This is a genomic window from Romboutsia sp. CE17 (assembly GCF_012317385.1).
In the GTDB taxonomy this organism is placed as follows: domain Bacteria; phylum Bacillota; class Clostridia; order Peptostreptococcales; family Peptostreptococcaceae; genus Romboutsia_E.
Genome location: NZ_CP051144.1, coordinates 561663 through 588448 on the forward strand (window position 1 = coordinate 561663; position 26786 = coordinate 588448).

The window sequence follows — 26786 nt, forward strand, 5'->3', positions numbered from 1 at the left end:
TTTATAAGGTATTTAACTTTATATTTAATATCTTATTTTGTTTATAATTAATAATTTAGGGTATATAAAATAATAATTGAATATTAAGAAAAAAATGTAAATATTTTATAAAAAATAAATATGATTAAAGTTGGGAAAAATTACAAAATACATTGACAATGAGAAACGTTATTGATATTATATCAATAAGTGATGATAATAATTATCAATATATATTGGGTATAATATTCAAATATAAATACTTTTAAGCGGAGGGAAAATGAAAAAAAGATATTTAATTTTAGCTTTAATTGTTTTATCATATATATCTCTATTTTTAGGGGCTAAGGATATAACATTAATAGATATATTTACTAAAGACCAAGATAAATTAATGGTATTCATGTTAAGTAGGGTACCTAGACTAATTAGTATATTAGTTGCTGGTATGGGGATGAGTATAGCAGGTCTTATAATGCAACAGATAAGTAAGAATAAATTTGTGTCTCCTACGACAGGAGCTACAATAGATGCAGCTCAACTTGGAATAGTGGTATGCATGTTATTTTTACCAAAAGCATCAATTTTTTCTAAGACAATAGTGGCGTTTATATTTTCATTAATAGGAACATTTATGTTTATGAAAATACTTGGAAAGATTCAATTTAAAAATGTAATATTTGTTCCATTAGTAGGGATTATGTTTGGAAATATAATTGGATCTATGACAGACTTTATAGCATATAAATATGACCTTACACAAAACGTTGGTGCATGGATGCAAGGTGACTTTTCTATGATATTAAAAGGTAATTATGAGATTTTATACATAACAATACCGATGATAATAGTAGCCTATATATATGCGAATAGATTTACTATTGCTGGTATGGGTGAAGATTTTGCTACAAACTTAGGCCTTAATTATAAAAAAGTAGTAAATTTAGGATTAGTAATAGTAGCGCTAGTAACAGTGTGTGTAGTAGTTACAGCAGGAAGTATTCCATATATAGGTCTTATAGTTCCTAATATAGTTTCTTTATATAGAGGAGATAATATAAAAGAAAATATATGGCATACAGGTCTATTTGGCGCAATTTTTGTTTTAGCATGTGATATATTTGGAAGATTAATTATATATCCATATGAAATAACAATAGGATTAACAGTAGGTGTTATGGGAAGTATAATATTCCTTTACCTTTTATTAAGGAGGAATGTAAGTGCAGCTTAATAGTGTAAATAAAAAAATGAATAAAAAGAAAATTAGCAAAGTTGATATGAATATAAATAAAAACTTATACATAATGGGAGCATTAGTAGTAGTATTTATAACACTGTTTTTATTTTATGGGATAGACATGAATCATTTTGATTATGCAATATCTCAAAGAATACCTAAAATTTTAGCTATGATTTTAGGGGGAGGTTGTATAGCATTTACAACTGTTATTTTTCAAACTATAACAAATAATCAAATACTAACACCTAGTGTCCTAGGTTTAGACTCACTATATGTGTTAGTTCAAACTGTAATAGTATTTGCATTTGGATCAACAAATATATTTATAGTTAATGCAAGTTACAATTTTATAATAAATGTAGGCATAATGATTGGAGCATCTATACTTTTATATAAAGTGTTATTTGAAAAGGGACAAAATGATATATTTTTCTTATTATTAGTGGGAATGATATTTGGAACATTATTTAAAAGTGGATCATCATTTATGCAAATGGTAATTGATCCGAATGAGTTTTTAGCTTTACAAAGTAGCATGATAGCTAGTTTAAATAATATTAATACAGATGTTCTTATGATAGCTATAATAATGATTATTGCGATAATACCTTTTATATATGATGATATAAAATATCTAGATGTATTATCTCTAGGTAGAGAGCAGGCCATAAATTTAGGTGTTGATTATGATGCATTAGTTAAGAAGATGATAATAGTAATATCAGTATTAGTATCTATATCAACAGCACTTATAGGACCAATGACGTTCTTAGGATTAATAGTAGCTAATGTTGCAAGAGAAGGTCTTAAGACATATAAGCATAAGTATTTAATTACAGGAGCTACTTTAATAGGTATTTTAACTCTTGTTGGAGGTCAATTCTTTGTGCAGCACATATTTAGTTTTAATACAACTTTAAGTGTAATAATAAACTTTATAGGTGGTATTTACTTTATACAGCTTTTATTAAAGGAGAGTAAATAAATGATAGAAATAAAAAATATTTTTAAAAAATATAGAGATAAGCATGTTGTAAATGATGTTTCTTTCAATATAGAAAAAGGTAAAATAACTTCATTTATAGGTCCTAATGGAGCTGGTAAAAGTACAGTTTTAGGAATAGTTACTAGGCTTATAAATGGTGATGGTGGAGATGTAATTATTGAAGGAAAAAATCTAAGTGATTATCACACTAAGGATTTAGCAAAAAAAATAGCAATACTTAAACAATCAAACAATATAAGTTTAAAGCTTACAATAAGGGAGTTAGTAGGATTTGGTAGATTTCCACATAGTGAAGGAAATTTAAATGCCGAAGATGAAAAGCATATTGATGAAGCTATAGAATATATGAAATTAACAGATATTCAAGATAAGTATTTAGATGAATTAAGTGGAGGTCAAAGACAAAGGGCTTATATAGCCATGGTTATAGCTCAAAATACAGAGTATATACTACTTGATGAACCACTAAATAATTTAGATATGTCTCACTCAGTTCAGATGATGAAGGTTCTTAGAAACCTTTGTGATGACTTAGGTAAGACTATAGTATTAGTTATGCACGATATAAATTTTGCATCTTGCTATTCTGATAATATTGTTGCACTTAAAAATGGTAAGATAGAAAAAGTAGGAACAACAGAAGAAATAGTTCAAAAGGAAGTTCTTGAAGATATATATGAAATGGACTTTGATATAAAAGAAATAAATGGAAATAAAATATGTGTTTATTTTTAATGAACAGGGCAATCTCAAATAGATTGTCCTATAAAAAATAAATTAATTGAGAATGATTTTAAATATTGAATTATAATTAAATTCAATATAAATATAAATTTAAATCTTATAAAAGAGAGGGAGATATTATGAATAAAAAAGCAGCGATAATTGCAGGAGTTGCAATAGTAGGACTAGTAGGAGCATTTGCTCTAACTAACAAAAAGGATGTTACACCGGATACAAATGTAGCAGCAGAAAGTAGTATGACAATAACTCATAGTTTAGGAGAAACTACAGTAGAAAAAAATCCTGAAAGAGTAGTAGTATTTGATATACCAACATTAGATACAATGGAAGCTTTAGGTATAGATAATGTAGTTGGAGTTCCAACATCTACATATCCAGAAAACTTATCAAAATTTGATTCAGATGAATATACAAAAGTAGGTACAGTTAAGGAAGTTGATTTAGAAGCTATAAAATCAGCAGATCCAGATTTAATAATAATAGGTGGAAGACAAGCAGATTATTATGATCAATTAAAAGAAATAGCACCAACTATATCAGTATCAAAAGATAATACTGATTATGTAGGTAGTGTAAAAGAAAATATAAACCTTATAGGTGAATTATTTGAGGTAGAAGAAAAAGCTACAGAAGCATTTGCTAAAGTTGAAGAAAGATTAAATGAAGTTAAAGAATTAGTTGATGGTAAGGAAGCTTTAACAGTTATGGTAAATGAAGGTAATTTAAGTGTTTATAGTGATAAATCAAGATTTGCATTAATAAATCAAGGTCTTGGATTCGTAAATGCAGATGAAACTATAGAAGATTCAACTCATGGACAAAAAGTTACTTTTGAATATTTAGCAGAGCAAAATCCAGAATACTTAATAGTTTTAGACAGAGGTGCTGCTACTGGTGGAGAATCAACAGCAGAATCTGTATTAGACAATGATTTAGTTAAGTCTATGGATGCTTACAAAAATGGAAAGATAATATATTTAGATGCTTATACTTGGTATATAAATGATGGGGGTCTTAACTCTATAAATATAATGATAGATGATATAGCTAATGGAATAAAGTAATAAATTTAATTAAAAAGTCAGTTTTAAGATAAATCTTAAAGCTGACTTTATTCATACAAAGAGCAGGAGGTAAAATATGTTTATAGAAACTAAAAAATTTACAGTAAAAAAAGGGTATGCAGAAAATATAATAAATAAGTTTTCAAGGCCAAGAAATGAAGAGTCTACAACTGAGAGAAAAAAACCTCAAGGTCTTATTGATGTTACTATAATGCAAAAACTTAGAAAAGAAGAAAATGAAGAAGTTATAGTTATGTTTAGATGGGAAAGTCAAGAAGATCATAAAAACTTCAAACTTAGTGATGCTCATAAAGAAGGTCATAAAAATAAAGGTGAAAAACCAGATTTTATAATAAATGTAAGTGTAGACATGTATGATGTTAAGCATATAAATATGTAATTAAGAAGAGATGATTATTAAAGTTCATCTCTTTTATTTTGTGTATATTCTTTTTAACTGGGTAATAAGTATATGGTATACTATTTTTATAACAAAATATATAGTCGTAAATAGGAGGAGTTTGTATGATAAAAGATTTTATAAAATACTATGCACCGTACAAAAAGCTTTTTTTCTTAGATCTTTTAGCTGCTTTTTTATTTTCAGTGTGCAATCTAGTTTATCCAATGATAACTAGAAATATTATGAATGATGTTGTGCCTAATAAAGATTTAAGAATGTTGATAGTATTTGGTATAATACTTTTAGTTATATTTATTTTCAAGGCAGTACTAAATCATTTTATGCAGTATTGGGGACATGTTGTTGGAGTTAGAATGCAGGGAGACATGAGAAGCTATGTATTTACTCATTTACAAAAGTTACCTAACTCTTACTTTGATAATAATAAGACTGGTGTTACTATGTCTAGAATAATCAATGATTTAATGGAAGTATCAGAGCTTGCTCATCATGGACCGGAAGATTTATTTATTTCAGCAGTTATGCTTATTGGTTCTTTCTTTATACTTTTAAATATAAATATCAGCTTAACACTTATTATATTTGCAATACTGCCATTATTAATATGGTTTGCTATTAATCAAAGAAAAAGAATGAACAAAGCGTTCATGGAAACAAGAGTAAAGACTGGGGATGTTAATGCTACTTTAGAAAATAGTATAGCGGGTATGAAAGTAACAAAGTCTTTTTGTAATGAAAGTGAAGAATTAAAGAAATTTAATAAAAGTAATAATATATTTAAATTTGCTAGAGAGTCTGCCTATAAAGTGATGGCGGATTATTTTTCGGGTATGAATTTATTTATGGATATATTAGAGCTAATTGCTTTAATTGCTGGAGGATATTTCACTTATTTAGGTAAGATAAATTTAGGTGATTTTACAGCTTATTTATTATATGTAAAAATGTTTATAGAACCAATTAAAAAACTTATAAACTTTACAGAGCAATATCAAAGTGGAATGACTGGATTTGAAAGATTCATGGAAATAATACATGAAGACACAGAAAAGGAAATTGAAGATCCAATTGAATTAAAAGATGTAAAAGGTAATATTAATATAGAGAATATATCATTTACTTATGAAGATAAAAAAGAAGTACTAAAAGGATTAAATTTATCTATAGAGGCAGGAAAAACTGTTGCTTTAGTTGGACCTTCAGGTGGAGGAAAAACAACATTATGTAGTTTAATACCAAGATTCTATGACTTTGACCAAGGTGATATAAAAATAGATGGTATAAGTGTTAAAGATGTTAGTTTGAAGTCTCTTAGAAAAAATATAGGTGTGGTACAACAAGATGTATTTTTATTTACAGGAACGATAAGAGATAATATAATATGTGCTAAACCAGATGCAACAAATGAAGAAATTGTTGAAGCAGCTAAAAAAGCTAGAATTCATGATTTTATAGAAAGTTTACCAGAAGGGTACGATACTTATATAGGTGAAAGAGGAGTTAAATTATCTGGAGGTCAGAAACAAAGGATATCTATATCTAGAATATTTTTAAAAAATCCACCTATAATTATACTTGATGAAGCTACTTCAGCTCTTGATAATGTAACCGAAAGAGAAATTCAAGCTTCTTTAGAAGAATTAAGCAAAGATAGAACTAACTTAGTTGTAGCGCATAGACTTTCGACTATAAAAAATGCAGATCAAATAGTAGTTTTAACTAAAGAAGGAATAGCTGAGAGTGGAACTCATGATGAATTAATAAATAAAGGTGGAGTATATAGTAAACTTCATAAATAGTTAAAATAAGCCGTCAAAATTTTGACGGCTCTATTTGTGTTAATATAAAAATAGTAAGTTAAATGAATAAAGTGATATAAGAATATTAAGCTAAGAAAATGGATAAATTAAATTTGTCAGTATCATTCAAGTTTCAGGAGGCAGGTATGAACAATAATAAAAATAGAATGAAGGACAGACCAAAATCTAATGCAGAACTAAGAAAAATGTATTTTGAGCATGGATCTGAAATAGGAATTAAAGATGGAGAAAAAATAGGGGCAAGAAATTGCGGCACTAACAAAACAAAAAGTGAAAAACTATATCACAAAGTTAAAAAGGATGATTAATAAAAAATAAGAAGTATGCTTATAATAGCTACTTCTTATTTTTATGTTTAATAAGATAAGGAGTAGATTAGAATAAAATGATTATGGTAATAGTCGCTTAAATACTTTAAAAGTAAAAAAATATAGAAAATAAAAGTTTTTTAATTAAAAGAAGTTAAGTTGATTATATTTAGTTAATAATATAATATTAATTAATAGAATTTAAATTATATTATACTATTTAATTAAAGAGAGGTTATTGAGATGATTGAAGAATTACTAATAGGAAGTACTCTACTATTAGGAGGATATTCTTTTTATAAATATGAAAATAAACATATTGAAAAAGCGTTATACACAATAGAAAGTGAGAAAATACCTAAAGATTTTGATGATTTTAAAATTGTTCAAATAAGTGATTTACATAATGCAACATTTGGAGATTCTAATTATAGATTATTAGAAGTTATAGATGATTTAGAACCTGATATAGTTGTTATAACAGGAGACTTAGTAGATGGAGAAAATAATAATTATAAAATAGCTTTAGATTTAGTGAATACTTTATGTGATAAATATGATGTTTATTATATTGTTGGGAATCATGAACAAAAAGCATTGCTAAAAAGATATAAAGATAAGTATAAAGAGTATTTTAATAAATTAAATAAAACTAAAATTATTAACTTAAATAATGAATGTATAGAGCTTAAAAGAAAAAATAGTAGTATTAATTTATATGGAATAGTAATTCCATTCGAATGCTATAAGTATTTTTTTAATAATAAAAATAAAGAAAAAATTGATATAGATGAGATTTATCTAAAAGATAAGTTAGGTAGCATCAACAAAAATAAGTACAATATTCTTTTATCGCACACTCCATTTTACTTTGAAGAATATGTAAAATGGGGAGTAGATTTAGTATTATCAGGTCATGTACATGGTGGTATAATAAGAATACCTTTTTTAGGAGGATTATTATCTCCAAATAGAGAGTTTTTTCCAAAATATGATTTAGGTAAATATGATGATAATGAATCATCTATGATACTTACAAAAGGTTTAGGAGGATCTAAGATTATACCTAGATTTAATTGTAAGCCAGAGGTTGTAAGAGTAGAACTAAAAAGTAAGAAAACTTTATAATTATATTTATATATCAAGCTATACCAATTATAGTAAATACAATGCTACTAATAGTGTATATGATGATAGATATAAATTAGATAAAAATAGTGAAATTTAAATAGATGTTAAAGGATTAGGTAAATTATATAGCCTGGGAAATAAAATTAATATAAATAAACTTGATACTAGAAGCCAAGTATAAAATAATAGATATATTAGATGATTATAATAACTACGATAGATTTAGAAATTGGGCAAAGAATTTATTTAACTAAGATTAAATAAAATAATATTGGAGACTCTTATATTGAGGTGATATTTTGATAAAATTAAGAGTTTTCATAAAGGGTTTTGGATTAGATTGTATATTATATTGTTTATTATATGTATTAAAAAAAGTTTGTTTTAGTTTGAAGGAGGATAGTAATTAAGAAGTTTTGATTATTATCTTCTTTTTTTATTAGATTAATAAAAATAAATGAAAATGATTATCAAAAACATTGACAGAGTATGAATATAATACTACAATTGAAGTAAATGATATTTATTATCAGTAAACGTTAAAAATATGTTTTAATATATATAGATTAATTTAGAAGGAGAGGTTTAAATTGAGTTTAGTCATAGTAGGCGGGAATGAAAAAATGAAAAAAGATTATTTATCACTGGCAAAAGAAAAAGGGTATAAGGCTAAATTATTTTTTAAGATGTCACCTAAGGTTAAACAAGGGATAGGGAATCCAGAGGCTATTGTCATATTTACATCAACTATATCTCATAAGGCTGTTATATCAGTAGAAAAGCAGGCTAAAAAGAAAAATATACCTATAATAAGACATAAGAATAATAGCAAAGTTGCTTTTGCAGAATGTTTAGAGATGGTAGAAAAGTGTAGTGGGAATTGTAGTGGATGTAAATTAAATAAAGATATAAATAAATTTTATAAAAGTGTTTAAAAATAAAAAATAATAGTTAAATTTAAAGTTTAGCTATTATTTATTATTTAGTATTGTTAGGTATAAAATTTATGGGGTAAAATATTAAATATAAATTACTGTGAAAGGAAAGACAACAATGGAAGAGATGAGCATACTAATAACATCAGAAGCAAAAAAAGAGTTAGATAAATTATTAGAAAATAGTGATAAGAAGTGTATAAGAATACTTACTAGATGCATCACTATGACAAGTAATGCAAAGATTGATATTGAGTTAGATAATCCAAATGAAAATGATAACTTATATGATGTGGATGGATATAAAATAATAATAAATAAATCCTTAGATTCACAAATGAATTATATAACGATATCTTATGGAGGTCTTTTAAGTAGAAATGAGTTTTGTGTAGAAGCAGATTTCTGTTTTTATTATTAGACTTAAATGAAAAGGATAAACTTAAATTATTAAGTTTATCCTTTTACTATATAGTTTTAATAATTTACTTTATGTCTTTACCAGTAAAGGCTAATGGTAAAAGTTCTCCTAATGTGTATTCAAGATATTCATCTCTACTTTTAGCAATATAGACTTTAAATGTATCAAGATCACAAAATTCTGCCATAACCTGTCTGCATACAGCACAAGGGGCACAAAAATCTCCTTCACCTGGCTTAAGTCCATTTTTGTTACCAACAATAGCTATTGCAGTAAATTTATTATCTCCTTCTGAGATAGCTTTAAAGAATGCTGTTCTTTCAGCACAATTTGTAGGTGTGAAAGCAGCGTTTTCAATATTACAACCTTTATATATATTTCCATTATCGCAAAGTAGTGCAGCTCCTACGTTAAATCCTGAATATGGAGTATAACAAAATTGTTGAGCTTCAAATGCTTTATCAATTAATACTTTTACATCAATCATAAATTTTCACCTAGTCCTTTATACCTTATAGTAAAGTTATATATATAATACCCTTATCAAGGGATTATTATTGTATCACCAATAATCAGAATTGTAAATATAAAATATGTTATATTTACTAGATTATTAGTAGAAGAAGCTTATAAACTACTGATATTTATAAAAAGTGAATATTGTTATATTTTATGAAATTATTTTAATAGAAAACGGTACTATATATATATACAATCAAGTTATATAAATAACAAACTAAAGGGGAGAATGTAATGGTAAATAGAATAGTATTAAATGAAACTTCTTATCATGGATCAGGAGCGATAAAAGAAATAGTTACTGAAGTAAAATCTAGAGGATTCAAGAAAGCTTTTTTATGTTCGGATCCTGATTTAATAAAATTTGGAGTAACAGGTAAGGTTACGTCTTTATTAGATGAAGCAGGGCTTAACTATGAAGTTTACTCTAATATAAAACCAAACCCAACAATTGAAAATGTACAAACTGGTGTATCAGCATTTAAATCATCAGAAGCTGATTATATAATAGCTGTAGGAGGAGGATCATCAATGGATACTGCTAAGGCTATTGGTATAATAATAAATAACCCTGAATTTGAAGATGTCAAAAGTTTAGAAGGGGCAGCGTCAACTAAAAATAAATCTGTACCAATTATTGCGGTACCAACTACGGCAGGAACTGCAGCAGAGGTAACTATAAACTATGTTATAACAGATGTTGATAAAAATAGAAAATTTGTATGCGTAGATATACATGATATACCTGTTGTTGCAATAATAGATCCAGATATGATGTCGAGTATGCCAAAAGGGCTTACAGCAGCTACAGGTATGGATGCATTAACTCATGCAATTGAAGGATTTACAACTAAAGCAGCTTGGGATATGACGGACATGTTCCATTTAAAAGCTATAGAATTAATATCAAATAGTTTAAGAGGGGCAGTTGAAAACACTAAAGAAGGTAGAGAAGGCATGGCTCTAGGGCAATATATAGCTGGTATGGGATTTAGTAACGTTGGACTTGGTATAGTTCACTCAATGGCACACTCATTAGGAGCATTATATGATACTCCACATGGAGTAGCAAATGCTATAATACTTCCTACAGTAATGGAATATAATTCTGAATCAACAGGAGATAAATATAAGCATATAGCTATGGCGATGGGCGTTGAGGGTGCAGAAAATATGAGTGTTGAAGAATATAGAAAAGCAGCTATAGATGCAGTTAAGAAACTTTCTAATGATGTAGGCATACCATCAAATTTAAAAGAAATAGTTAAAGAGGAAGATATTGAGTTCTTATCAGAATCAGCATTTGCTGATGTTTGTACGGGTGGTAATCCGAAGAATACATCAGTTGAAGATATAATTAAGTTATATAAATCATTAATGCAATAAATATTAACTATATTATACAAATAAGAAAGCAAGTACAAGTTAAATAACGACTTATACTTGCTTTTTTATTTGTAGATTAAAACATAAAAATCTTTGAATTATAGTTACTTATTTAATTAGGTGGAGATGAATAGATTTGCTACAGAGATCCCGATAATGATGCTTTTAAGTATTGTTTTGGAGTTAGGCCTTTATATTTTTTAAATGTTTTAATAAAATAACTAACATCATTAAATCCACAGTTTAAGGCAACTTCTGTAATTGGAAAATCAGTGGTCAATAATTGCTCGCAAGCGCTTTCTATACGATAATAATTTAAGTACTCAATAGGAGTTTTATTTGTCATTTCAAAGAAAAATCTACAAAAATATTTTGGTGTCATACAACATGCTTTTGATAAATCATCAAGAGTAAGAGGATTAGCATATTCATTTTCAATTAAGGAAATAACATTTTTAAATTGCAAAATTCTTTCTTTGCTTTTTTTAGTTACTCTTTTTTGAGTATTATAAAGTTCTTTTTCAAATATAATACCTAGCATATGATATAAAGAACCTTGAGTGATAAATTCATATCCAGTTTTCTTTGATTTCATAGATTCAAATAAATAATTGCAACATGTATTTAGTTTATCATTATTATTTGGAAGTTTATTCATTATCAATTTTTTATGATTTATAATATCTTGGATTTGTTTTGTACAAATGTTATTTTCATTTAGTAGTAGCTTCATATCAAACACAATACATTCATAGATGCAATCATTTGGAGTGCCTCCATGGAAAACACCATCATGCAAAAAAATGATATCTCCTTGATTGGCTAGTACTTTTTCATCATCAATAACTAATAAAAACTCACCTTTTAATATACGTATAATTTCATATTCTGTATGCCAATGATAAGGCATATTGTACCTAGAATGATCTGGGGTAACATGATAAAACTCAATAGGAAAATCAAATGTACCATGTTGTTTATCTTCTTTGTACTCAAAAAATCTCATAACTTTACTCCTTTACTATTAAAAATATAAAAAATTGTACAAAAAATTATTAAACTATAGATATTAAAACATAGTAGCTATATTTGTAGTTTCTAAGTTTTATAAAAACATCTTATTAAATTTTTATAGATAATATGTTTTTTATATTTAATTATTTTATATTAATAAAATGTAAATCCAAAGATAATCTCTTTGTGAAAAGAATAGTATACTTTGATTGAGAAGTCACTAAATTTATTATTTTATCAAAAATGTTAAGAAAATTAAAAATAATTGACAAATAAGAAATATTCATATATTATAGTGATATAAATTAACAATAAACGCAATGAAAAGGAAAGTAACTTTAAGAATACTTTTACAGAGAGCTTCTAATGGTGAGAAGAAGCAAAGAATATTAAAGAGAAAATGGCCTTGGAGCGGTGTACCGAGATCTAAGAGATTTAGGCTACAACGGGTTCACCCGTTACAGTGATAAAGTATAACCATATTTTGGAGTACTTGATGAGGTTTGTATTGTGAGATGCAAATAAATTAGGATGGTAACACGAAGTTTTTACTCTCGTTCCTAAGACTTAGTTCTTAGGGGCGGGAGTTTTTTAATGTATTTAGAAACTATCTTAATGAAATCTTGGAAGCTTCTTATTTAGTAAAGAATAGGTTACACATGGACTTATAAGTCATTAAATAAAATTAATGTGATATTTTATAAAGTAAAGAAAATTATAGCACATCATATTATTATGAGTTATTTGAAAAGGAGAGATTGATTATGAAGAATGAAACCCAAAAAGGCAATCCATTAGCCTTATTGCCGCTAGGTGTATTTTTAGTATTATTTATAGGGAGTGGAGTTATTACAGGTGATTTTTATAAAATGCCAGCTTTAGTTGCATTTATAATAGCTTCTGGTGTGGCTTTACTATTTAATTCAAAAATTAGCTTAGAAGAAAAAATGCATGTATTTTGTAAGGGTGCAGGAGATCCAGGTATTATATTAATGGTTATTATATTTTTACTTGCAGGTGCATTTTCTGGTGTAGCTAAAGCAATGGGCGGTGTAGATTCTACTGTTAATTTAAGTTTATCTATACTTCCGTCAAATTTACTAGTAACAGGTTTATTTGTAATAGGTTGCTTTATATCAGTTTCAATGGGAACATCAGTAGGTACAATAGCAGCATTAGCACCAATAGGACTTGGTATAGCACAAAAAACATCTATACCGATAGCTTTAATTATGGGAGTAGTTGTTGGAGGTGCAATGTTTGGAGATAACTTGTCGATGATATCTGATACAACAATTGCAGCGGTTAGAACTCAAGGGTGTGAATTAAAGGATAAATTTAAGGTTAATTTTTTAATAGTTTTACCTGCTGCTATAGTAACAATAGTATTATTAACAGTAGTAACTTCAGGGTATAGTGTTAATTTAAATGGAAATTATGATTATGAGTTAATAAAAGTTGTACCATACTTACTAGTTTTAGTTGGAGCATTATGTGGAGTAAATGTATTTTTATTATTAGGAAGTGGAATTATATTTGCTGGGATAGTAGGCTTAGTTACAAACGCATTTGATATATTTGGCCTTATAGAAGCTATATCTGGAGGAATTTCAGGTATGTATGAATTAAGTTTACTAGCGATAGTTATAGGAGGAGTTGTAGCCCTTATAAAGTTTAATGGTGGTATAGATTACGTACTTTACTTTATAACTAGCAAAATAAATAGCAAAAGAGGTGCTGAATTTGGTATAGCAGCTTTAGTAAGTGTAATAGATTTATGCACAGCTAATAACACAATCGCGATAGTTGCTGCAGGACCTTTAGCTAAGAATATATCAGATGAATATGGTATAGATAAAAGAAAATCAGCAAGTATATTAGATATATTTTCATCTTGCTGGCAAGGATTTATACCTTATGGAGCACAGCTTTTAACAGCTGCAGGAGTTGCAGGAATATCTCCAGTAGAAATAATACCATATCTATATTATCCTGGATTAATGTTTGTCTGTGGGATACTATCAATTATATTTTCAAATGAAGTTACAAAAAGAATTAAAAGTAATAAAGTAGCATAATTATATTATATAAAACTATTACTTAAAATGATAACTATAAGTTAAACTATCTTCAAATTAAATATATAAGAAACTTCTTTTAGAAGTTTATAAAAATAATAAAAAAAGCAGTATATATATTAGTACTGTTTTTTTTTATTATAAAAAGATATATAATTGGTATTATATGTTTATTTAATATGCTATTTTTCATTTACATATATAATTACATAAAGGGGGAGATTCTAATAAAACAGAACAATCGTATTTATAATAAGTTATTTTTATCTACATTTTACTTAAGCGCTTTTACTTTTGGAGGTGGATATGTAATAGTTCCTCTTATGAAAAATAAGTTTGTAGATGAATTAAAATATTTAGAGGAAGAAGAAATGCTAAACCTTATAGCTATAGCTCAGTCATCTCCAGGTCCGGTAGCTGTAAATGCATCTATTCTAGTTGGTTACAAGGTAGCAGGTATATTGGGTGCTATTGTAACAATTTTAGGTACAATTTTGCCACCACTTATAATATTATCTATAGTTTCTTTATTTTATTCTGCATTTAGAGATAATCAAATTATAAATGCAGTTTTGAAGGGGATGCAATCTGGTGTAGCAGCAGTTATTTGTGATGTTGTTATTAATCTAGGAAAAAACGTAGTAGATGAAAAAGAATTTACATCAATTATTGTTATGATAGGAGCTTTTATTGCAACGTATTTCTTTGAAGTTAATGTTGTATATATAATAATCATCTGTGGAGTAATAGGTGGAGCTAGGGTTTATTTAAAATGTAAGGATAGTGAGGGAGATATAAAGTAATGATTTATTTGAAATTATTTTTTAGTTTTTTTCAGATTGGGTTATTTAGTATTGGCGGAGGATTAGCATCTTTACCCTTTATCCAAGATCAAGTTGTAGAAATAAACAAATGGCTTACATTAACTGAATTTACTGATTTAATAACAATTTCACAGATGACCCCAGGACCTATAGCTATAAATGCAGCTACTTTTGTAGGAACTAGAATTGGAGGTTTTTATGGAGCTATAGTTTCAACTCTTGGATGTATATTTCCATCTTGTATAATTGTATCAGTTTTAGGATGGATATATTTTAAGTATAAAAATTTAAAGGTAATACAAGGTGTTTTAAGCGGTTTAAGACCGGCAGTAGTTTCTCTTATTGCATCAGCCGGAGTTTCAATAATTATTCTTTCTTTTTGGGGAAATTCTGGATTTTCATTAAATATAAGGGATATTGATTTTATTTCAATAATTTTATTTTCAGTATCATTATACATTCTTAGAAAATATAAACTAAATCCTACATATGTTATGTTAGGATCTGGAGTCATTGGTGGTATCGCTTATTTATTTTTATAAAATTATAAAATTTTGTTTATTGATTGATAAATATTGGAATAAATAAAAAGATGAGCTAAGTAGCTCATCTTTTTATTTATTATTGGTGCCGGATATGGGACTTGAACCCATACGGTATTGCTACCAACGGATTTTGAGTCCGTCGCGTCTGCCATTCCACCAATCCGGCGTATAAAACTAAGAAATATCAAATTTATATATAAATTATAGCAATAAAGTTTGACAGTTGCAACATATTTAATCTTAATATACATTAAATCTTATGGTATTATTAAATAATAGCATAATTGTTTATAATAACAATAATAAAAAGCTAAAATACATAGAAATTTAGGAGTGATAACTTTGGATAAAAGATTGATTATAATAGATGGAAACTCAATTATAAATAGAGCTTTCTACGCACTGCCAGAAATGAGTAGTAAGGATGGATTAAAAACAAATGCAATTTATGGTTTTACAACAATGCTATTTAAAATAATAGATACATATAAACCAACTCATATAAGTGTAGCTTTTGATAGAAAGGCACCTACATTTAGACATTTAGAGTATAAAGAATATAAAGCTGGAAGAAAAAAGATGCCAGACGAACTAAGAGAACAGTTTGAGCCATTAAAAGAACTTCTAGATAAGTTTAATATACATAGATTAGAACTAGATGGTTATGAAGCTGATGATATAATAGGAACAGTTTCAAAGCTAGGTGAAGAGAATGATTATAAGGTTTACATAGTAACAGGAGATAAGGATGCTATTCAGCTTGCTTCTGATAAAACAACAACTTTAATAACTAAAAAGGGTGTTGGAGAAGTTGAAGAATATAATTTTGATTCAGTAATGGAAAGATACGAAATGACTCCTACTCAATTTATAGATTTAAAAGGTCTTATGGGAGATAAGTCAGATAATATACCAGGCGTACCAGGTATAGGAGAAAAAACTGGAATCAAACTTATAAAAGAATTTTCAAGCATAGAAAATTTAGTTGAACATACTGAAGAACTAAAAGGTAGTGTTAAGAAAAAAATAGAAGAACATAAAGACTTAGCTATAATGAGTAAAAGATTAGCTACTATAATGAGAGATGTTCCAATAGAAGTTAAATTAGAAGAACTTGAATATGGTGATTATGATAAAGAGGCTGTAGTAGAAGAATTTAAAAAGTTTGGATTCACAAGCCTTATATCAAGACTTTTAGATTTAAATGGAGGTAGTGAAGTATCTCAAGAAAATGAATCTGTGAATATAAATGTAAAACCACTTGAAGATGTACAAGCTTTAATAAAGGAAATAAACGATAAAAAATCAATAATAATGAAAACAGTAAGTAAAGTAGGTAATATACTTGAAAAAAATATACTATATGTATTCATAAGTATTGATGGTGAAAACATATATTACATAAAAGAAGGACAAATAGAAGAGTTTAGGGAAATTTTCTCAAGCAATGAGATTAAGAAGTTTGGATATAATTTAAAGGATGATTATATAGCTCTTAGGTCTTATGATATAGATCTTGAGAATATGTACTTTGATATAACAATTGCCGAATACCTAATAGATTCAGCATCATCAACTTCTTATGAATGTAGCGCTATTGCGATGAAATACCTAACTAGAAAAATGAAATCTAAGGAAGACTTATTAGGCAAAGGAGCTAAGGCTAAGAAGTTTGAAGATATAGAAATAAACGAGTTATCAGAATATATAGGACAGATAATAAATGTCGTAAAATGGTCTTCAGAGATAATGGAAAAGTATTTAAGTGAAAGTGATATGGATAGTTTATTCCATGAGGTAGAAATGCCGCTAGTTGAAGTTTTGGGAGAAATGGAATATGTAGGTATAGAAGTAGATAAATCTATGCTTAATGAATTAGGGGCTCAATTTAAAGAAATTATAAGTAAATTAGAAGCAGAGATTTATGAAATGGCTGGAGAATCATTTAATATAAATTCTCCAAAACAATTAGGAGTGATTTTATTTGAAAAGTTAGAACTACCTGTAATAAAGAAAACAAAAACAGGTTATTCAACTAATGCTGAAGTTTTAGAAAAATTAAGAGATAAACATGAAATAATAGATAAAATTACAGAGTATAGACAAATTGTAAAATTAAATTCAACTTATGTTGAAGGGCTTCTAGGAATAATAAATCCTATAAGTAATAGAATACATTCATCATTTAACCAAACTATAACTACAACAGGTAGAATTTCATCAACAGAACCGAATCTTCAAAATATACCGGTAAAAATGGAGATGGGAAGAAATATAAGAAAAGTATTTATAGCAGGAAAAGACCATAAGCTAGTTGATGCCGATTATTCACAAGTAGAATTAAGAGTACTTGCAAATATGAGTGGAGATCCTAATATGATAGATGCCTTTAAACACGGAGAAGATATACACTCTAAAACTGCATCTCAAATTTTTGATGTAGATATAAATGAAGTAACATCTAGACAAAGAAGTGAAGCAAAGGCTATAAATTTTGGTATAGTTTATGGTAAAAGTGATTTTGGTCTATCTGAAGATTTACATATACCTGTAAAACAAGCTAAAGAATATATAAATAGTTATTTTGAAAAATATAGTAAAATAAAAGAGTTTATGGATAATACTATAGAGGATGCTACACAAAATGGATACATAACAACATTATTAAATAGAAGAAGGTATATACCTGAGCTAAAATCAAGTAACTTTATGCTAAGAAATGCAGGAAAAAGGGCTGCTATGAATGCACCTATACAAGGTAGTGCAGCAGATATAATAAAAATAGCTATGGTAAACGTATATAAAAAATTAGAAGAAAAAAATCTTAAGTCAAAGCTTATATTACAAGTACACGATGAACTTATAGTAGAAGCGTATGATGATGAATTAGAAATAGTTGAAAAAATAGTAAAAGAAGAAATGGAAAATGCATTTAGTATGGATGTTCATTTAGATGTAGACCTTAACATAGGGTACTCTTGGTATGAAACAAAGTAGGTGAGTAGATGTTAGTGTTAGGGTTAACTGGAAATATAGGCTGTGGAAAAAGCAGCCTATCCAGAATTTTTAATAATGATTTTAATATAGATATAATAGATGCTGATATTATATCTAGAAATATATTTGAAGATATTGATTTGTTAGAAAATGTTTTTAAAACATTTGGACCAAAAATAAAAAATAAAGATGGAAGTCTAAATCGCAAGGCTTTAGGAAATATTGTTTTTAATGATGATAATGAACTTATAAAGCTTAATAATCTAACTCATCCTAGGATAAAAGATCAAATAATAAATAAGATTGAGTTAGTTAGAAAATCAGGAAAAAAGATAGTGGTTATAGATGCAGCCCTTTTAATAGAAGGGAGCTACTTGGATATTTTAGATAAGCTTTTAGTTGTTTATTGTGATAAAGATATACAAATACAGAGAATAATAGAAAGAGATTCTTGTAGCAAAGAAGAAGCCTTAAGTAGAATAAATTCTCAGATGAACCAAGAAGAGAAAATAAGTTATGGAGACTATATAATAGATAACTCTGGAACTTATTATGAACTAAAAAAAAGAGCCTATGAGTTTATAGACTATGTAAAGGAGAAGTGGTGTGAGTAAAAAAATATTAATTTTTATATCTATTTTATTAATTCTATTTTCAATACTTTTTGTTGAAAGTAAGGGTATTAAAAAATTAATATATCCTAAAAAATACTCTTTCTATGTAGAAAAATATTCTAATGAATATGACATAGATGAAAACTTAGTTTATAGTGTTATGAAGGCTGAGAGTAAATTTGAAAAAGATGTAGTGTCTCAGAAAGGTGCAAAAGGCTTAATGCAAATAAGTGATATTACTAGAAATTGGGCAATTGAAGAATTAGATTTAGGAAATATAGATATCTTTGATCCAGAAACTAATATAAAAATAGGTTGCTGGTATTTAAATAAACTATATAAACAGTTTGGAGATTTAGATTTAGTAATAGCAGCTTATAATGGTGGATCTGGAAATGTAAGACAATGGCTTAATAATGATGATTATAGTGAGAATGGAAGGTTGTTAAATATACCTTTCCCGGAAACTTCAAACTATGTAGTTAAAGTAAAAAAATATTATGAAAAGTACAATATGTTATATAATGAGGATGGTAAGACTAATGAAGATAAAAAAACTTCTAGCTATAGTTCTAGCAATGTCTATGATTTTAGTTGGATGTAGTTCAGAAAAATCAGAAACTACTAAAGATAAAGAAGAAAATAAGAGTGGTGTTAACTCTGAATACATAAATTTAACTATGGTAAAACCAACAACTATAAATCCAGTTTTAAATAAAGATAAGTCAGTAGGTTATATAATGAATTTAATCTATGATGGATTGTTTACAATAGATCAAAATTATAATGTGGTACCGCAGTTAGTTAAAGAATATTCTATGTCATCAGATGGTAAGAATATGACTATAAAATTAAAGGATGCTAATTGGCATAATGGTAATGCAATAACATCGAATGATATTAAATTTACTATAGATTTAATTCAAGATAATACAGATAGTCCATATAATATATTCACTAAAAATATATCATCTGTAAGCATTATAAATAATAAAGAATTTACCATAAACTTTAAAGAAGCATATGCTTTTTCAAAAGATACACTAATATTCCCGATAGTGTCACAAAGTCAATTAAGTGGAAAATCATCGACTGAAATTTTAGAGAATAGTAAAAATTTAATTGGAAATGGTCCTTACAAAATTGAAAAAATGAAAGATAGAGAGGGAATGACACTAGTTGTAAATGAAGATTATTATGAGGAACTTCCTGAAACTATGAAAAATATAAAAGTAGGTATAGTTCCGAATGAAGAAGATCAAGTATCGATGGTGATGGCATTAGAAAGTGATATAGCAAGTATTTCATTAGGTGATTTGAGTAAATTTTATGAAGATGAATTTAATATAACTAACTATGAAGGAAGAGACTATGAATCAATAATATTCAATTATGATAATGAATATTTAAAAGATGAAAACTTTAGAAAAGCAATAGCTCATGCAATAGATAGAAAGTTAATTAAAGAAGAAGCTTATATAGGAAATGCTAGATTAGTTAACTTTCCTTTAAATACTAAGTCTAAATATTATGATAGCGATCTTGAAGCTTTATCTTATGATAAGGAAAAAGCAGAATCTTATTTAAATATGATAAACCTTGAAAACAGAGATGCACAGGAAGATATAGATGAAAGTAATGAGTTTAATATACAAGAAAATCAAGCAGAAAGCTCTGAAGATAGTAAAGATACAGATATTACAAATAAAGATTCAGAAACTAAAAATACTAAAAAGGAATTAGCATTAAATGAAATAAAAGATCTAATAAATAAAATTAATTTAAAAATAATAGTAAATAAAAATAATGAAGAGAGAGTAAAAGCGGCTAATATAGTAAGTGAAAATTTAAATGCAATTGGAATTAAGTCAACCATTGAGGCACTTGAAGATGATGATATGTCTAAAGCATTAAGTAATAAACAATATGATTTAGCATTTGTAGGATGGGAATTATCAAGTGTACCAGATGCAAGGGATATAATAAAAGCAAGTGGATATTCTGATGCTAAACTAACTGGATATATGGACTCGATAGCCGTTGCAACATCTGATAGTCAAATATCTGCAATTTATTCTAATATGCAAAAGTATATTAGAGATAAAGTTGCATTTATAAGTTTGGTAATAAGAGATGAGTATATAGTTAAGAATATAAGGCTAGAAGGTAATAGCGAACCAAATGACTTTGATGTATACGAAGGTATATCTAACTTAACAATAAAAAGTAAATAAATTTATAATTTCATTTTACTATACCTATTGGGGGTATAATTATGATATAATACCTACATAGTGTATATATGGAGGTGAAATTATGAAGAAAAAACTATTAGTTGAAGGAATGAGTTGTGGTCACTGCGTAAATCATCTAAAAACAGCTCTAACAGAGGATATTGAAGGTGTAGAAGTTTTAGAAGTTAGACTTGATGAAAAATATGCAATAGTAGAAATTCAAGATAATGTAACTGATGCAGATATCAAAGCTGTAATAGATGATTTAGGATATGAGCTAAAAGGAATTGAATAAAGAATAACATTATTTTGTACATAAAAAGGTATTGCTGGGAAATGATGCAATACCTTTTTATATTTAATAAACTTAATATATTTTTAGAAAAATAAATAACTTAAATAAATAGAAATAGAAGAAGATGAGATTTAAATTATCTCATCTTCTTCTATTTCTATTAAACCTTTAGAGTCTAAAAATTCTTCTTGTAGGTTTAGGATCATTTTTATAGTATTTTTAGATAGCGATTCATTACAATTTTTATAAATAAAATCAATCATTTCATCTAATGAGATAGTTATATCTTCCATGTTAGCATCCTCCATTAAAAGTAAGATAATCTATATATATTATAATAAAAGAAAATTAATATCAATAATAATTGTTTAAAAAATTTTGAACAAAAAAAGACTTCTATTGGGGGAAATAATAGAAGTCTAAAATGGGGGAGATTGAGTATGTTTGATTTTACATTTATAGTATGTCCATACTCAATAATTATATACATTAAAAATTTTTTTATTATAAATTTAATGTATATAATTATATTATGAAAAAATGATACTATGGCAACTCACATTTTGAAAAAATAATGAATATAATAAAAGTAAATTAAGGGGGGAGTATCATGGAATCTAGAGAATATAAAGATGATTTAAGAAAATTGATACTTGATATGGCCCACAAAGAAATTGAAAATCATGCTTCTACTAAAGGAGCACAAAAATACTTTGAGGGAAATGTTGATAAAGTTATAGATAATAATATAAAAAATATGATCAAAGGAAGAAGTTATGATTCTATGTATCCTATGATAATAAAAAAAGGAACTTATCAGGATAATGTTATGGCTATTGCTAAAATCATAAAGAGAGAAGATATATTTAAGTCTAAAAATGAGCTTGTGAAATTTGCTAGATATTTAGATATAAATGTTAATTTAAAAAATTCATATAGTCAAATACTGAAAAAGATATCTAAGCATATATATATCAATAGAAATATATACTCTAAAAAATATATTTTATATAAAAGAGGCGGCAATGAGTATGTATTAGAACCAGAAAAATTAAAAAATGAATTAATTGAAAGTTATAGATCAAAAACTAGAGAAGATATGAAATCTATAGCCAAGCTTTTAAATTTAAATGTAGATGAAGGGGAAGGTGCAGAGGATATAAGGAAAAAGGTAATAAACTATATTATAAAAGAGAAATTAGGAAAGAAAGGGAAATAATAATTGATTAAAGGCGCAAACAATGCGTCTTTAATTTTTGTATTGGCATATACTATAAAAGATAATAAATGAGGAGATGATAATAGTATGAATATAAAAAAGATAATCATAACATTTATTATACTAAGTTTTATAATAATAAGTTCTATTTCAGAAAAGAGTTTTTTTCCTGAATCAAGGGAAATTAAGATAATTAGCTACAACATACATAGTGGACTAGATAAAAATATGTATCCAACTTTATTTGATATAATTGACTTTTTAAAGATGTCTGATGCAGATATAATATGTTTGCAAGAGGTAAATGAATCTGCGAAAGTAGGATTTCAAGTTAGTAGTTTAAAGGAAGAGCTAAAAATGTATTCTCATTTTGGTGCTAATGTAGTTAATTTTGGATCTAATTATGGTTTAGTAACTTATTCAAAATACCCAATCAAATCAGAAAAACATATATATTTAAGTAGTGAGAGAGAGCAAAGAGGTTTGTTACATACAGTAATTGATGTAAATGGAAAAAAGCTAAACGTTATAAATGTCCATTTAGGTGTAAAAAAAGAAGAAAGAGAAATACAAATAAAAGAAGTATTAGATTATGCAAAATCTTTAGGGTCAGAGCCTTATATTGTATTGGGAGATTTTAATGAAGGAAGTATATCTTTAGAAGGAACAAACTTAAAAGATGCTGCCGAAGAAACTGGTAACTCTAATATATTAACTTTTGCCTTAGGTTTATATAGAATTGATTATATATTAGTATCATCAAATATAGAAGTTATAGATTATAATGTGCAAATAAAAAATATGTCAGATCATTATCCAATATTGGCAAAGTTAAAAATATAGCTTTTAAAATTAAAAAAGTTGCAAAAAAATTATAATAAATATAAAATTAAGAAAATAGTAGTAATAAACTTAGGAGGTTAGGTATGAAATTTACTTTTTGTCATAATAATTTTAATGTGTTAAATTTAGAAAAAAGCTTAGAATTCTATGAAAAGGCATTAGGATTAAAAGAAGTTAGACGTAAGGTTGCAGAAGATGGAAGCTTCATATTAGTATATTTAGGAGATGGTTCAACTAGTCATACGTTAGAATTAACATGGCTAAGAGATTGGGATAGACCATACAATTTAGGTGATAATGAATTCCATCTAGCATTAAGAGTGGATGACTTTGATGCTGCATATAATTTACATAAAGAAATGGATTGTATTTGTTTTGAAAATAAAGCTATGGGAATATACTTTATAGCAGATCCAGACAATTATTGGATAGAAATATTACCACCAGTTAACAAATAATTATAATAATTTAAATCATTTATTAAACTTTATATAAAATAATAGAGCTATAGCAATAAATCATTGTTGTAGCTCTATTATTTTATATAAAGTTAAATTTAGTGGTTATAAATTAGGACATACTTAAATATATATTAATAATAATATTATTATTAAGGGGGCAAAACAAATGAATAAAAGGAGAAGATACAAAGGCTTTAATAAAAGAAGTAAAACTATTCATATAAGAGTATTAACTTTGATTTTCTGTCTATCTCTAATTGGAGTATATGGATATACACAGCTTAAAGACAGTAAGTTATTTAAAGAAAGTATATTTCCTAACTTTAGTTTTACAGAAGCTATAAGTAGTAAATTTAAAAATATATCTATTTCTAATATATTTAAGTTTGATGAAGATAAAGAAAATGAAAAATTTGTATATGAAGATATTTCTGATGAATTGGACAAGATTAAAGAAGATGGAAGTTCTACAAGTGAAAGTTCTGATATTAAAGTGGCAACTATCGAAGGAGTAACTGTATATACAATCCAAGTTGCGTCTATAGGAGAAGGTCAGGATTTAGACACTGTAGAAGAAAAATTAAAGTCAAATAAAATACCATATTCAGTAGTAGAGGTAGATGGTATAAAAAAGGTACAATCATATTCTTCATTTGATGAAGATACAACAAGATCAAATTTAGATAGTGTCAGAAAAATATTTGATGATGCATTTATATCTGAATTAAAATTACCTGTTTTATCTTTAGAATATACAAGTAAATATTCTTATATAGAAGATATTTCTTCGGGTTTGAATAGTTTAATAGAAAATTATAAAGAGGAATCTGTATTTTGGGAGAAAAATATAAACAAAGAGATTGATTTAACTGAGTATAATAATATTCTAACAAAGAGATTAGATATTGTGGAGAAATTACAAGAAAATACAGAAAAAATCGACTATGATGAAATGAATTCGTTTAAAGAAAATCTTATTAAATATACTAAAAGTGTAAATAGCAATACAAAGCAAGCCTCAAAAAATGCCAATGAAGATAATTATTACTTAAGTAAAAGCCTACTTCTAACATCTATCCAAGGGTACTATTCGTTTATAAATTTAATAAAGATTAGTTAAAAAAATTTAAAGGTTGTTTAAGCAACCTTATTATTTTGTCGAAAAATAAGAAATAAAAAGTGATATAATATTTTAAAAAATATTAAGTTTTTCCAAATCATATAGTATACTTAATCATATAGTATACTTATAATGTCAATCAAATACAAATTATATAGTATACTTGCAATATTGATTAAATATTTAGTTTTAATGAGGGGGAATATTGAATGAAACTCTTAACATTTAAGGGGGGTATACATCCTCCATATAATAAAGAGTGTACGAAATCAAAGGCTCTTCAAAGAGCTAAGGATCCTAAGGTCGTATACATACCTCTTCAACAACATATAGGTGCACCAGCAAAACCGATTGTTGAAGTAGGAGATGAAGTGAAGCTTGGACAGAAAATAGGGGAACAACAGGGGAATGTTTCTTGTAATGTACACTCATCTGTATCAGGAAAAGTTATAGCTATAAAGCCTCATGAAGTTCCTGGAGGAACTGCATTGTGTGTAGTTATAGAAAATGACTTTAAAGAAGAATTACACGAAAGTATAAAGCCTAAAGGAAATTTAGAAGATTTAAGCAAAGATCAAATCATTGAAATCATCAAAGAAGCAGGAATTGTTGGTATGGGAGGAGCAACATTCCCAAATCATGTAAAAATCTCACCACCACCAGATTCAAAAATTGACACAGTTATTTTAAACGGAGCAGAATGTGAACCGTATCTTACAGCAGACCATAGATTAATGGTAGAAAACCCAGAAGATGTAGTTTTTGGACTAAGAGTATTAATGAAAGTATTAAATGTGAATAAAGGATATATAGGTATAGAAGCAAATAAGCCAGATGCGATCGAAGCTGTTAAAAAAATATCAAAAAACTATAGTGGTATAGAAGTAGTGAGTCTTGAAGTAAAATATCCACAAGGGGCTGAAAAGCAACTTATATATGCATGTACAGGTAGAGAGGTTCCATCAGGAGGACTACCAGCAGCTGTAGGTGTAGTAGTTGATAATGTAGCTACAGCAGCTCAAATTGCAAATACGATAAAAACAGGAATGCCTTTAGTTGAAAGAATTTGTACAATTACAGGTAGTTGTATAACAGAGCCTAAGAATCTAATAATCAAAACAGGAACATTGGTTTCTGAGATTATAGAACAATGTGGAGGATATAAAAAAGAAAAAACATTAGGTAAGCTTATTATGGGTGGACCTATGATGGGGATAGCTCAGTATACTGATGATATAGCGACTAATAAAGGTTCTTCTGGAATACTTTGTTTAAGTGAAGAGGAGTCTAAAACACCTAAGCCTCAAAATTGTCTAAGATGCGGGAAGTGTACAAACGTTTGCCCGGCATTTTTACAACCATTATATATTAGTGCATATTCATTAAATAATAATTTTGAAAGAGCTGCTGAACATAGAGCTTTAGATTGTATAGAGTGCGGCTCATGCTCATTTGTATGTCCAGCAAGAAGGCCGCTATTACAATCTATTAGAAATGCAAAGAAAGAAATTGTAGCAATGAAGAAAAAACAAGCTGCTAGTAAGTAGATAGGGGGAAATATT

Annotated in this window: 27 protein-coding genes, 1 tRNA gene and 1 other annotated feature; of the genes, 24 read left to right on the forward strand and 4 right to left on the reverse strand. The window is 27.2% G+C overall.

What is annotated here, in order from left to right; genetic code table 11:
* Positions 1-259 precede the first annotated feature (259 nt).
* The 10 genes from HF520_RS02710 (at position 260) to HF520_RS02755 (ending at position 9075) form a co-directional block, all read left to right on the forward strand.
* Positions 260-1213 (forward strand): ABC transporter permease, encoded by a 954-nt coding sequence (locus HF520_RS02710; RefSeq protein ID WP_168572563.1) that lies wholly within the window; start codon positions 260-262, stop codon positions 1211-1213.
* Positions 1203-2207: an iron chelate uptake ABC transporter family permease subunit gene (locus HF520_RS02715; protein WP_330586299.1), complete on the forward strand. Its 1005-nt coding sequence runs from the start codon at positions 1203-1205 to the stop codon at positions 2205-2207. Before HF520_RS02710 ends, HF520_RS02715 begins: the two co-directional genes overlap by 11 nt.
* Complete coding sequence (locus HF520_RS02720; protein WP_168572564.1) at positions 2208-2963, forward strand: iron ABC transporter ATP-binding protein; 756 nt, start codon at positions 2208-2210, stop codon at positions 2961-2963. It begins immediately after the preceding gene.
* Positions 2964-3091: 128 nt separating this feature from the next.
* Positions 3092-4036 (forward strand): siderophore ABC transporter substrate-binding protein, encoded by a 945-nt coding sequence (locus HF520_RS02725; RefSeq protein WP_168572565.1) that lies wholly within the window; start codon positions 3092-3094, stop codon positions 4034-4036.
* 76 nt (positions 4037-4112) lie between these two features.
* On the forward strand, positions 4113-4436 hold the full coding sequence (locus tag HF520_RS02730) for an antibiotic biosynthesis monooxygenase (protein WP_168572566.1): 324 nt from the start codon (positions 4113-4115) through the stop codon (positions 4434-4436).
* A 125-nt stretch (positions 4437-4561) separates the two neighbouring features.
* Positions 4562-6259 carry an ABC transporter ATP-binding protein gene (locus HF520_RS02735; RefSeq protein ID WP_168572567.1) on the forward strand — a complete coding sequence of 566 codons (1698 nt, stop codon included), beginning with the start codon at positions 4562-4564 and terminating at the stop codon, positions 6257-6259.
* Positions 6260-6405: 146 nt separating this feature from the next.
* Entirely contained in the window at positions 6406-6588 is a 183-nt protein-coding gene (locus tag HF520_RS02740; RefSeq protein ID WP_168572568.1) for a hypothetical protein, read from the forward strand.
* Positions 6589-6831: 243 nt separating this feature from the next.
* Positions 6832-7716 (forward strand): metallophosphoesterase, encoded by an 885-nt coding sequence (locus HF520_RS02745; RefSeq protein WP_168572569.1) that lies wholly within the window; start codon positions 6832-6834, stop codon positions 7714-7716.
* Positions 7717-8309: 593 nt separating this feature from the next.
* Entirely contained in the window at positions 8310-8654 is a 345-nt protein-coding gene (locus HF520_RS02750) for a DUF2325 domain-containing protein (protein WP_168572570.1), read from the forward strand.
* A 118-nt stretch (positions 8655-8772) separates the two neighbouring features.
* Positions 8773-9075 carry a hypothetical protein gene (locus HF520_RS02755; RefSeq protein ID WP_168572571.1) on the forward strand — a complete coding sequence of 101 codons (303 nt, stop codon included), beginning with the start codon at positions 8773-8775 and terminating at the stop codon, positions 9073-9075.
* 64 nt (positions 9076-9139) lie between these two features.
* On the opposite strand, the gene HF520_RS02760 is transcribed toward HF520_RS02755, so the two are convergent.
* Complete coding sequence (locus HF520_RS02760; RefSeq protein ID WP_168572572.1) at positions 9140-9562, reverse strand: cytidine deaminase; 423 nt, start codon at positions 9560-9562, stop codon at positions 9140-9142.
* 266 nt (positions 9563-9828) lie between these two features.
* Between HF520_RS02760 and fucO the strand changes: the two genes are divergently transcribed.
* Positions 9829-10980: a lactaldehyde reductase gene (fucO, locus tag HF520_RS02765; RefSeq protein ID WP_168572573.1), complete on the forward strand. Its 1152-nt coding sequence runs from the start codon at positions 9829-9831 to the stop codon at positions 10978-10980.
* 139 nt (positions 10981-11119) lie between these two features.
* Here fucO and HF520_RS02770 read toward each other — a convergent pair whose 3' ends face one another.
* Entirely contained in the window at positions 11120-11986 is an 867-nt protein-coding gene (locus tag HF520_RS02770; RefSeq protein WP_168572574.1) for an AraC family transcriptional regulator, read from the reverse strand.
* 319 nt (positions 11987-12305) lie between these two features.
* Positions 12306-12559: a binding site (T-box leader), on the forward strand.
* Positions 12560-12758: 199 nt separating this feature from the next.
* Between HF520_RS02770 and HF520_RS02775 the strand changes: the two genes are divergently transcribed.
* The 3 genes from HF520_RS02775 (at position 12759) to HF520_RS02785 (ending at position 15438) form a co-directional block, all read left to right on the forward strand.
* Positions 12759-14072, forward strand: coding sequence for a Na+/H+ antiporter NhaC family protein (locus HF520_RS02775; RefSeq protein ID WP_168572575.1), 1314 nt, complete (start codon positions 12759-12761; stop codon positions 14070-14072).
* 179 nt (positions 14073-14251) lie between these two features.
* A complete protein-coding gene (locus HF520_RS02780) occupies positions 14252-14875 on the forward strand; it encodes a chromate transporter (protein ID WP_168572576.1) in 624 nt (207 codons plus the stop codon).
* Positions 14875-15438: a chromate transporter gene (locus tag HF520_RS02785; RefSeq protein WP_168572577.1), complete on the forward strand. Its 564-nt coding sequence runs from the start codon at positions 14875-14877 to the stop codon at positions 15436-15438. The genes HF520_RS02780 and HF520_RS02785 overlap by 1 nt, the downstream gene beginning before the upstream one ends.
* 83 nt (positions 15439-15521) lie before the next feature.
* On the opposite strand, the gene HF520_RS02790 is transcribed toward HF520_RS02785, so the two are convergent.
* Positions 15522-15607 (reverse strand) — tRNA-Leu (locus tag HF520_RS02790).
* Between the two features lie 176 nt (positions 15608-15783).
* Here HF520_RS02790 and polA point away from each other — a divergent pair.
* From polA to HF520_RS02815, 5 genes are all read left to right on the forward strand, one after another.
* A complete protein-coding gene (polA, locus tag HF520_RS02795; protein WP_168572578.1) occupies positions 15784-18438 on the forward strand; it encodes a DNA polymerase I in 2655 nt (884 codons plus the stop codon).
* An 8-nt stretch (positions 18439-18446) separates the two neighbouring features.
* Positions 18447-19052: a dephospho-CoA kinase gene (gene coaE, locus HF520_RS02800; protein ID WP_168572579.1), complete on the forward strand. Its 606-nt coding sequence runs from the start codon at positions 18447-18449 to the stop codon at positions 19050-19052.
* On the forward strand, positions 19045-19656 hold the full coding sequence (locus HF520_RS02805; RefSeq protein WP_168572580.1) for a lytic transglycosylase domain-containing protein: 612 nt from the start codon (positions 19045-19047) through the stop codon (positions 19654-19656). The genes coaE and HF520_RS02805 overlap by 8 nt, the downstream gene beginning before the upstream one ends.
* On the forward strand, positions 19595-21286 hold the full coding sequence (locus HF520_RS02810; RefSeq protein WP_168572581.1) for an ABC transporter substrate-binding protein: 1692 nt from the start codon (positions 19595-19597) through the stop codon (positions 21284-21286). The genes HF520_RS02805 and HF520_RS02810 overlap by 62 nt, the downstream gene beginning before the upstream one ends.
* 82 nt (positions 21287-21368) lie before the next feature.
* Positions 21369-21581 carry a heavy-metal-associated domain-containing protein gene (locus tag HF520_RS02815; RefSeq protein ID WP_168572582.1) on the forward strand — a complete coding sequence of 71 codons (213 nt, stop codon included), beginning with the start codon at positions 21369-21371 and terminating at the stop codon, positions 21579-21581.
* A 131-nt stretch (positions 21582-21712) separates the two neighbouring features.
* On the opposite strand, the gene HF520_RS02820 is transcribed toward HF520_RS02815, so the two are convergent.
* A complete protein-coding gene (locus HF520_RS02820) occupies positions 21713-21874 on the reverse strand; it encodes a hypothetical protein (protein WP_168572583.1) in 162 nt (53 codons plus the stop codon).
* Positions 21875-22191: 317 nt separating this feature from the next.
* Here HF520_RS02820 and HF520_RS02825 point away from each other — a divergent pair, with 317 nt between their 5' ends.
* The 5 genes from HF520_RS02825 to rsxC all read left to right on the forward strand — a co-directional run bounded on the left by HF520_RS02825 (position 22192) and on the right by rsxC (position 26771).
* Positions 22192-22800 carry a hypothetical protein gene (locus HF520_RS02825; RefSeq protein WP_168572584.1) on the forward strand — a complete coding sequence of 203 codons (609 nt, stop codon included), beginning with the start codon at positions 22192-22194 and terminating at the stop codon, positions 22798-22800.
* A gap of 87 nt (positions 22801-22887) precedes the next feature.
* Positions 22888-23643: an endonuclease/exonuclease/phosphatase family protein gene (locus HF520_RS02830; RefSeq protein WP_168572585.1), complete on the forward strand. Its 756-nt coding sequence runs from the start codon at positions 22888-22890 to the stop codon at positions 23641-23643.
* Between the two features lie 83 nt (positions 23644-23726).
* Positions 23727-24101: a VOC family protein gene (locus HF520_RS02835; protein ID WP_168572586.1), complete on the forward strand. Its 375-nt coding sequence runs from the start codon at positions 23727-23729 to the stop codon at positions 24099-24101.
* A gap of 169 nt (positions 24102-24270) precedes the next feature.
* Positions 24271-25224: a hypothetical protein gene (locus HF520_RS02840; protein WP_168572587.1), complete on the forward strand. Its 954-nt coding sequence runs from the start codon at positions 24271-24273 to the stop codon at positions 25222-25224.
* A 209-nt stretch (positions 25225-25433) separates the two neighbouring features.
* A complete protein-coding gene (gene rsxC, locus HF520_RS02845) occupies positions 25434-26771 on the forward strand; it encodes an electron transport complex subunit RsxC (RefSeq protein ID WP_168572588.1) in 1338 nt (445 codons plus the stop codon).
* Positions 26772-26786: the final 15 nt, after the last annotated feature.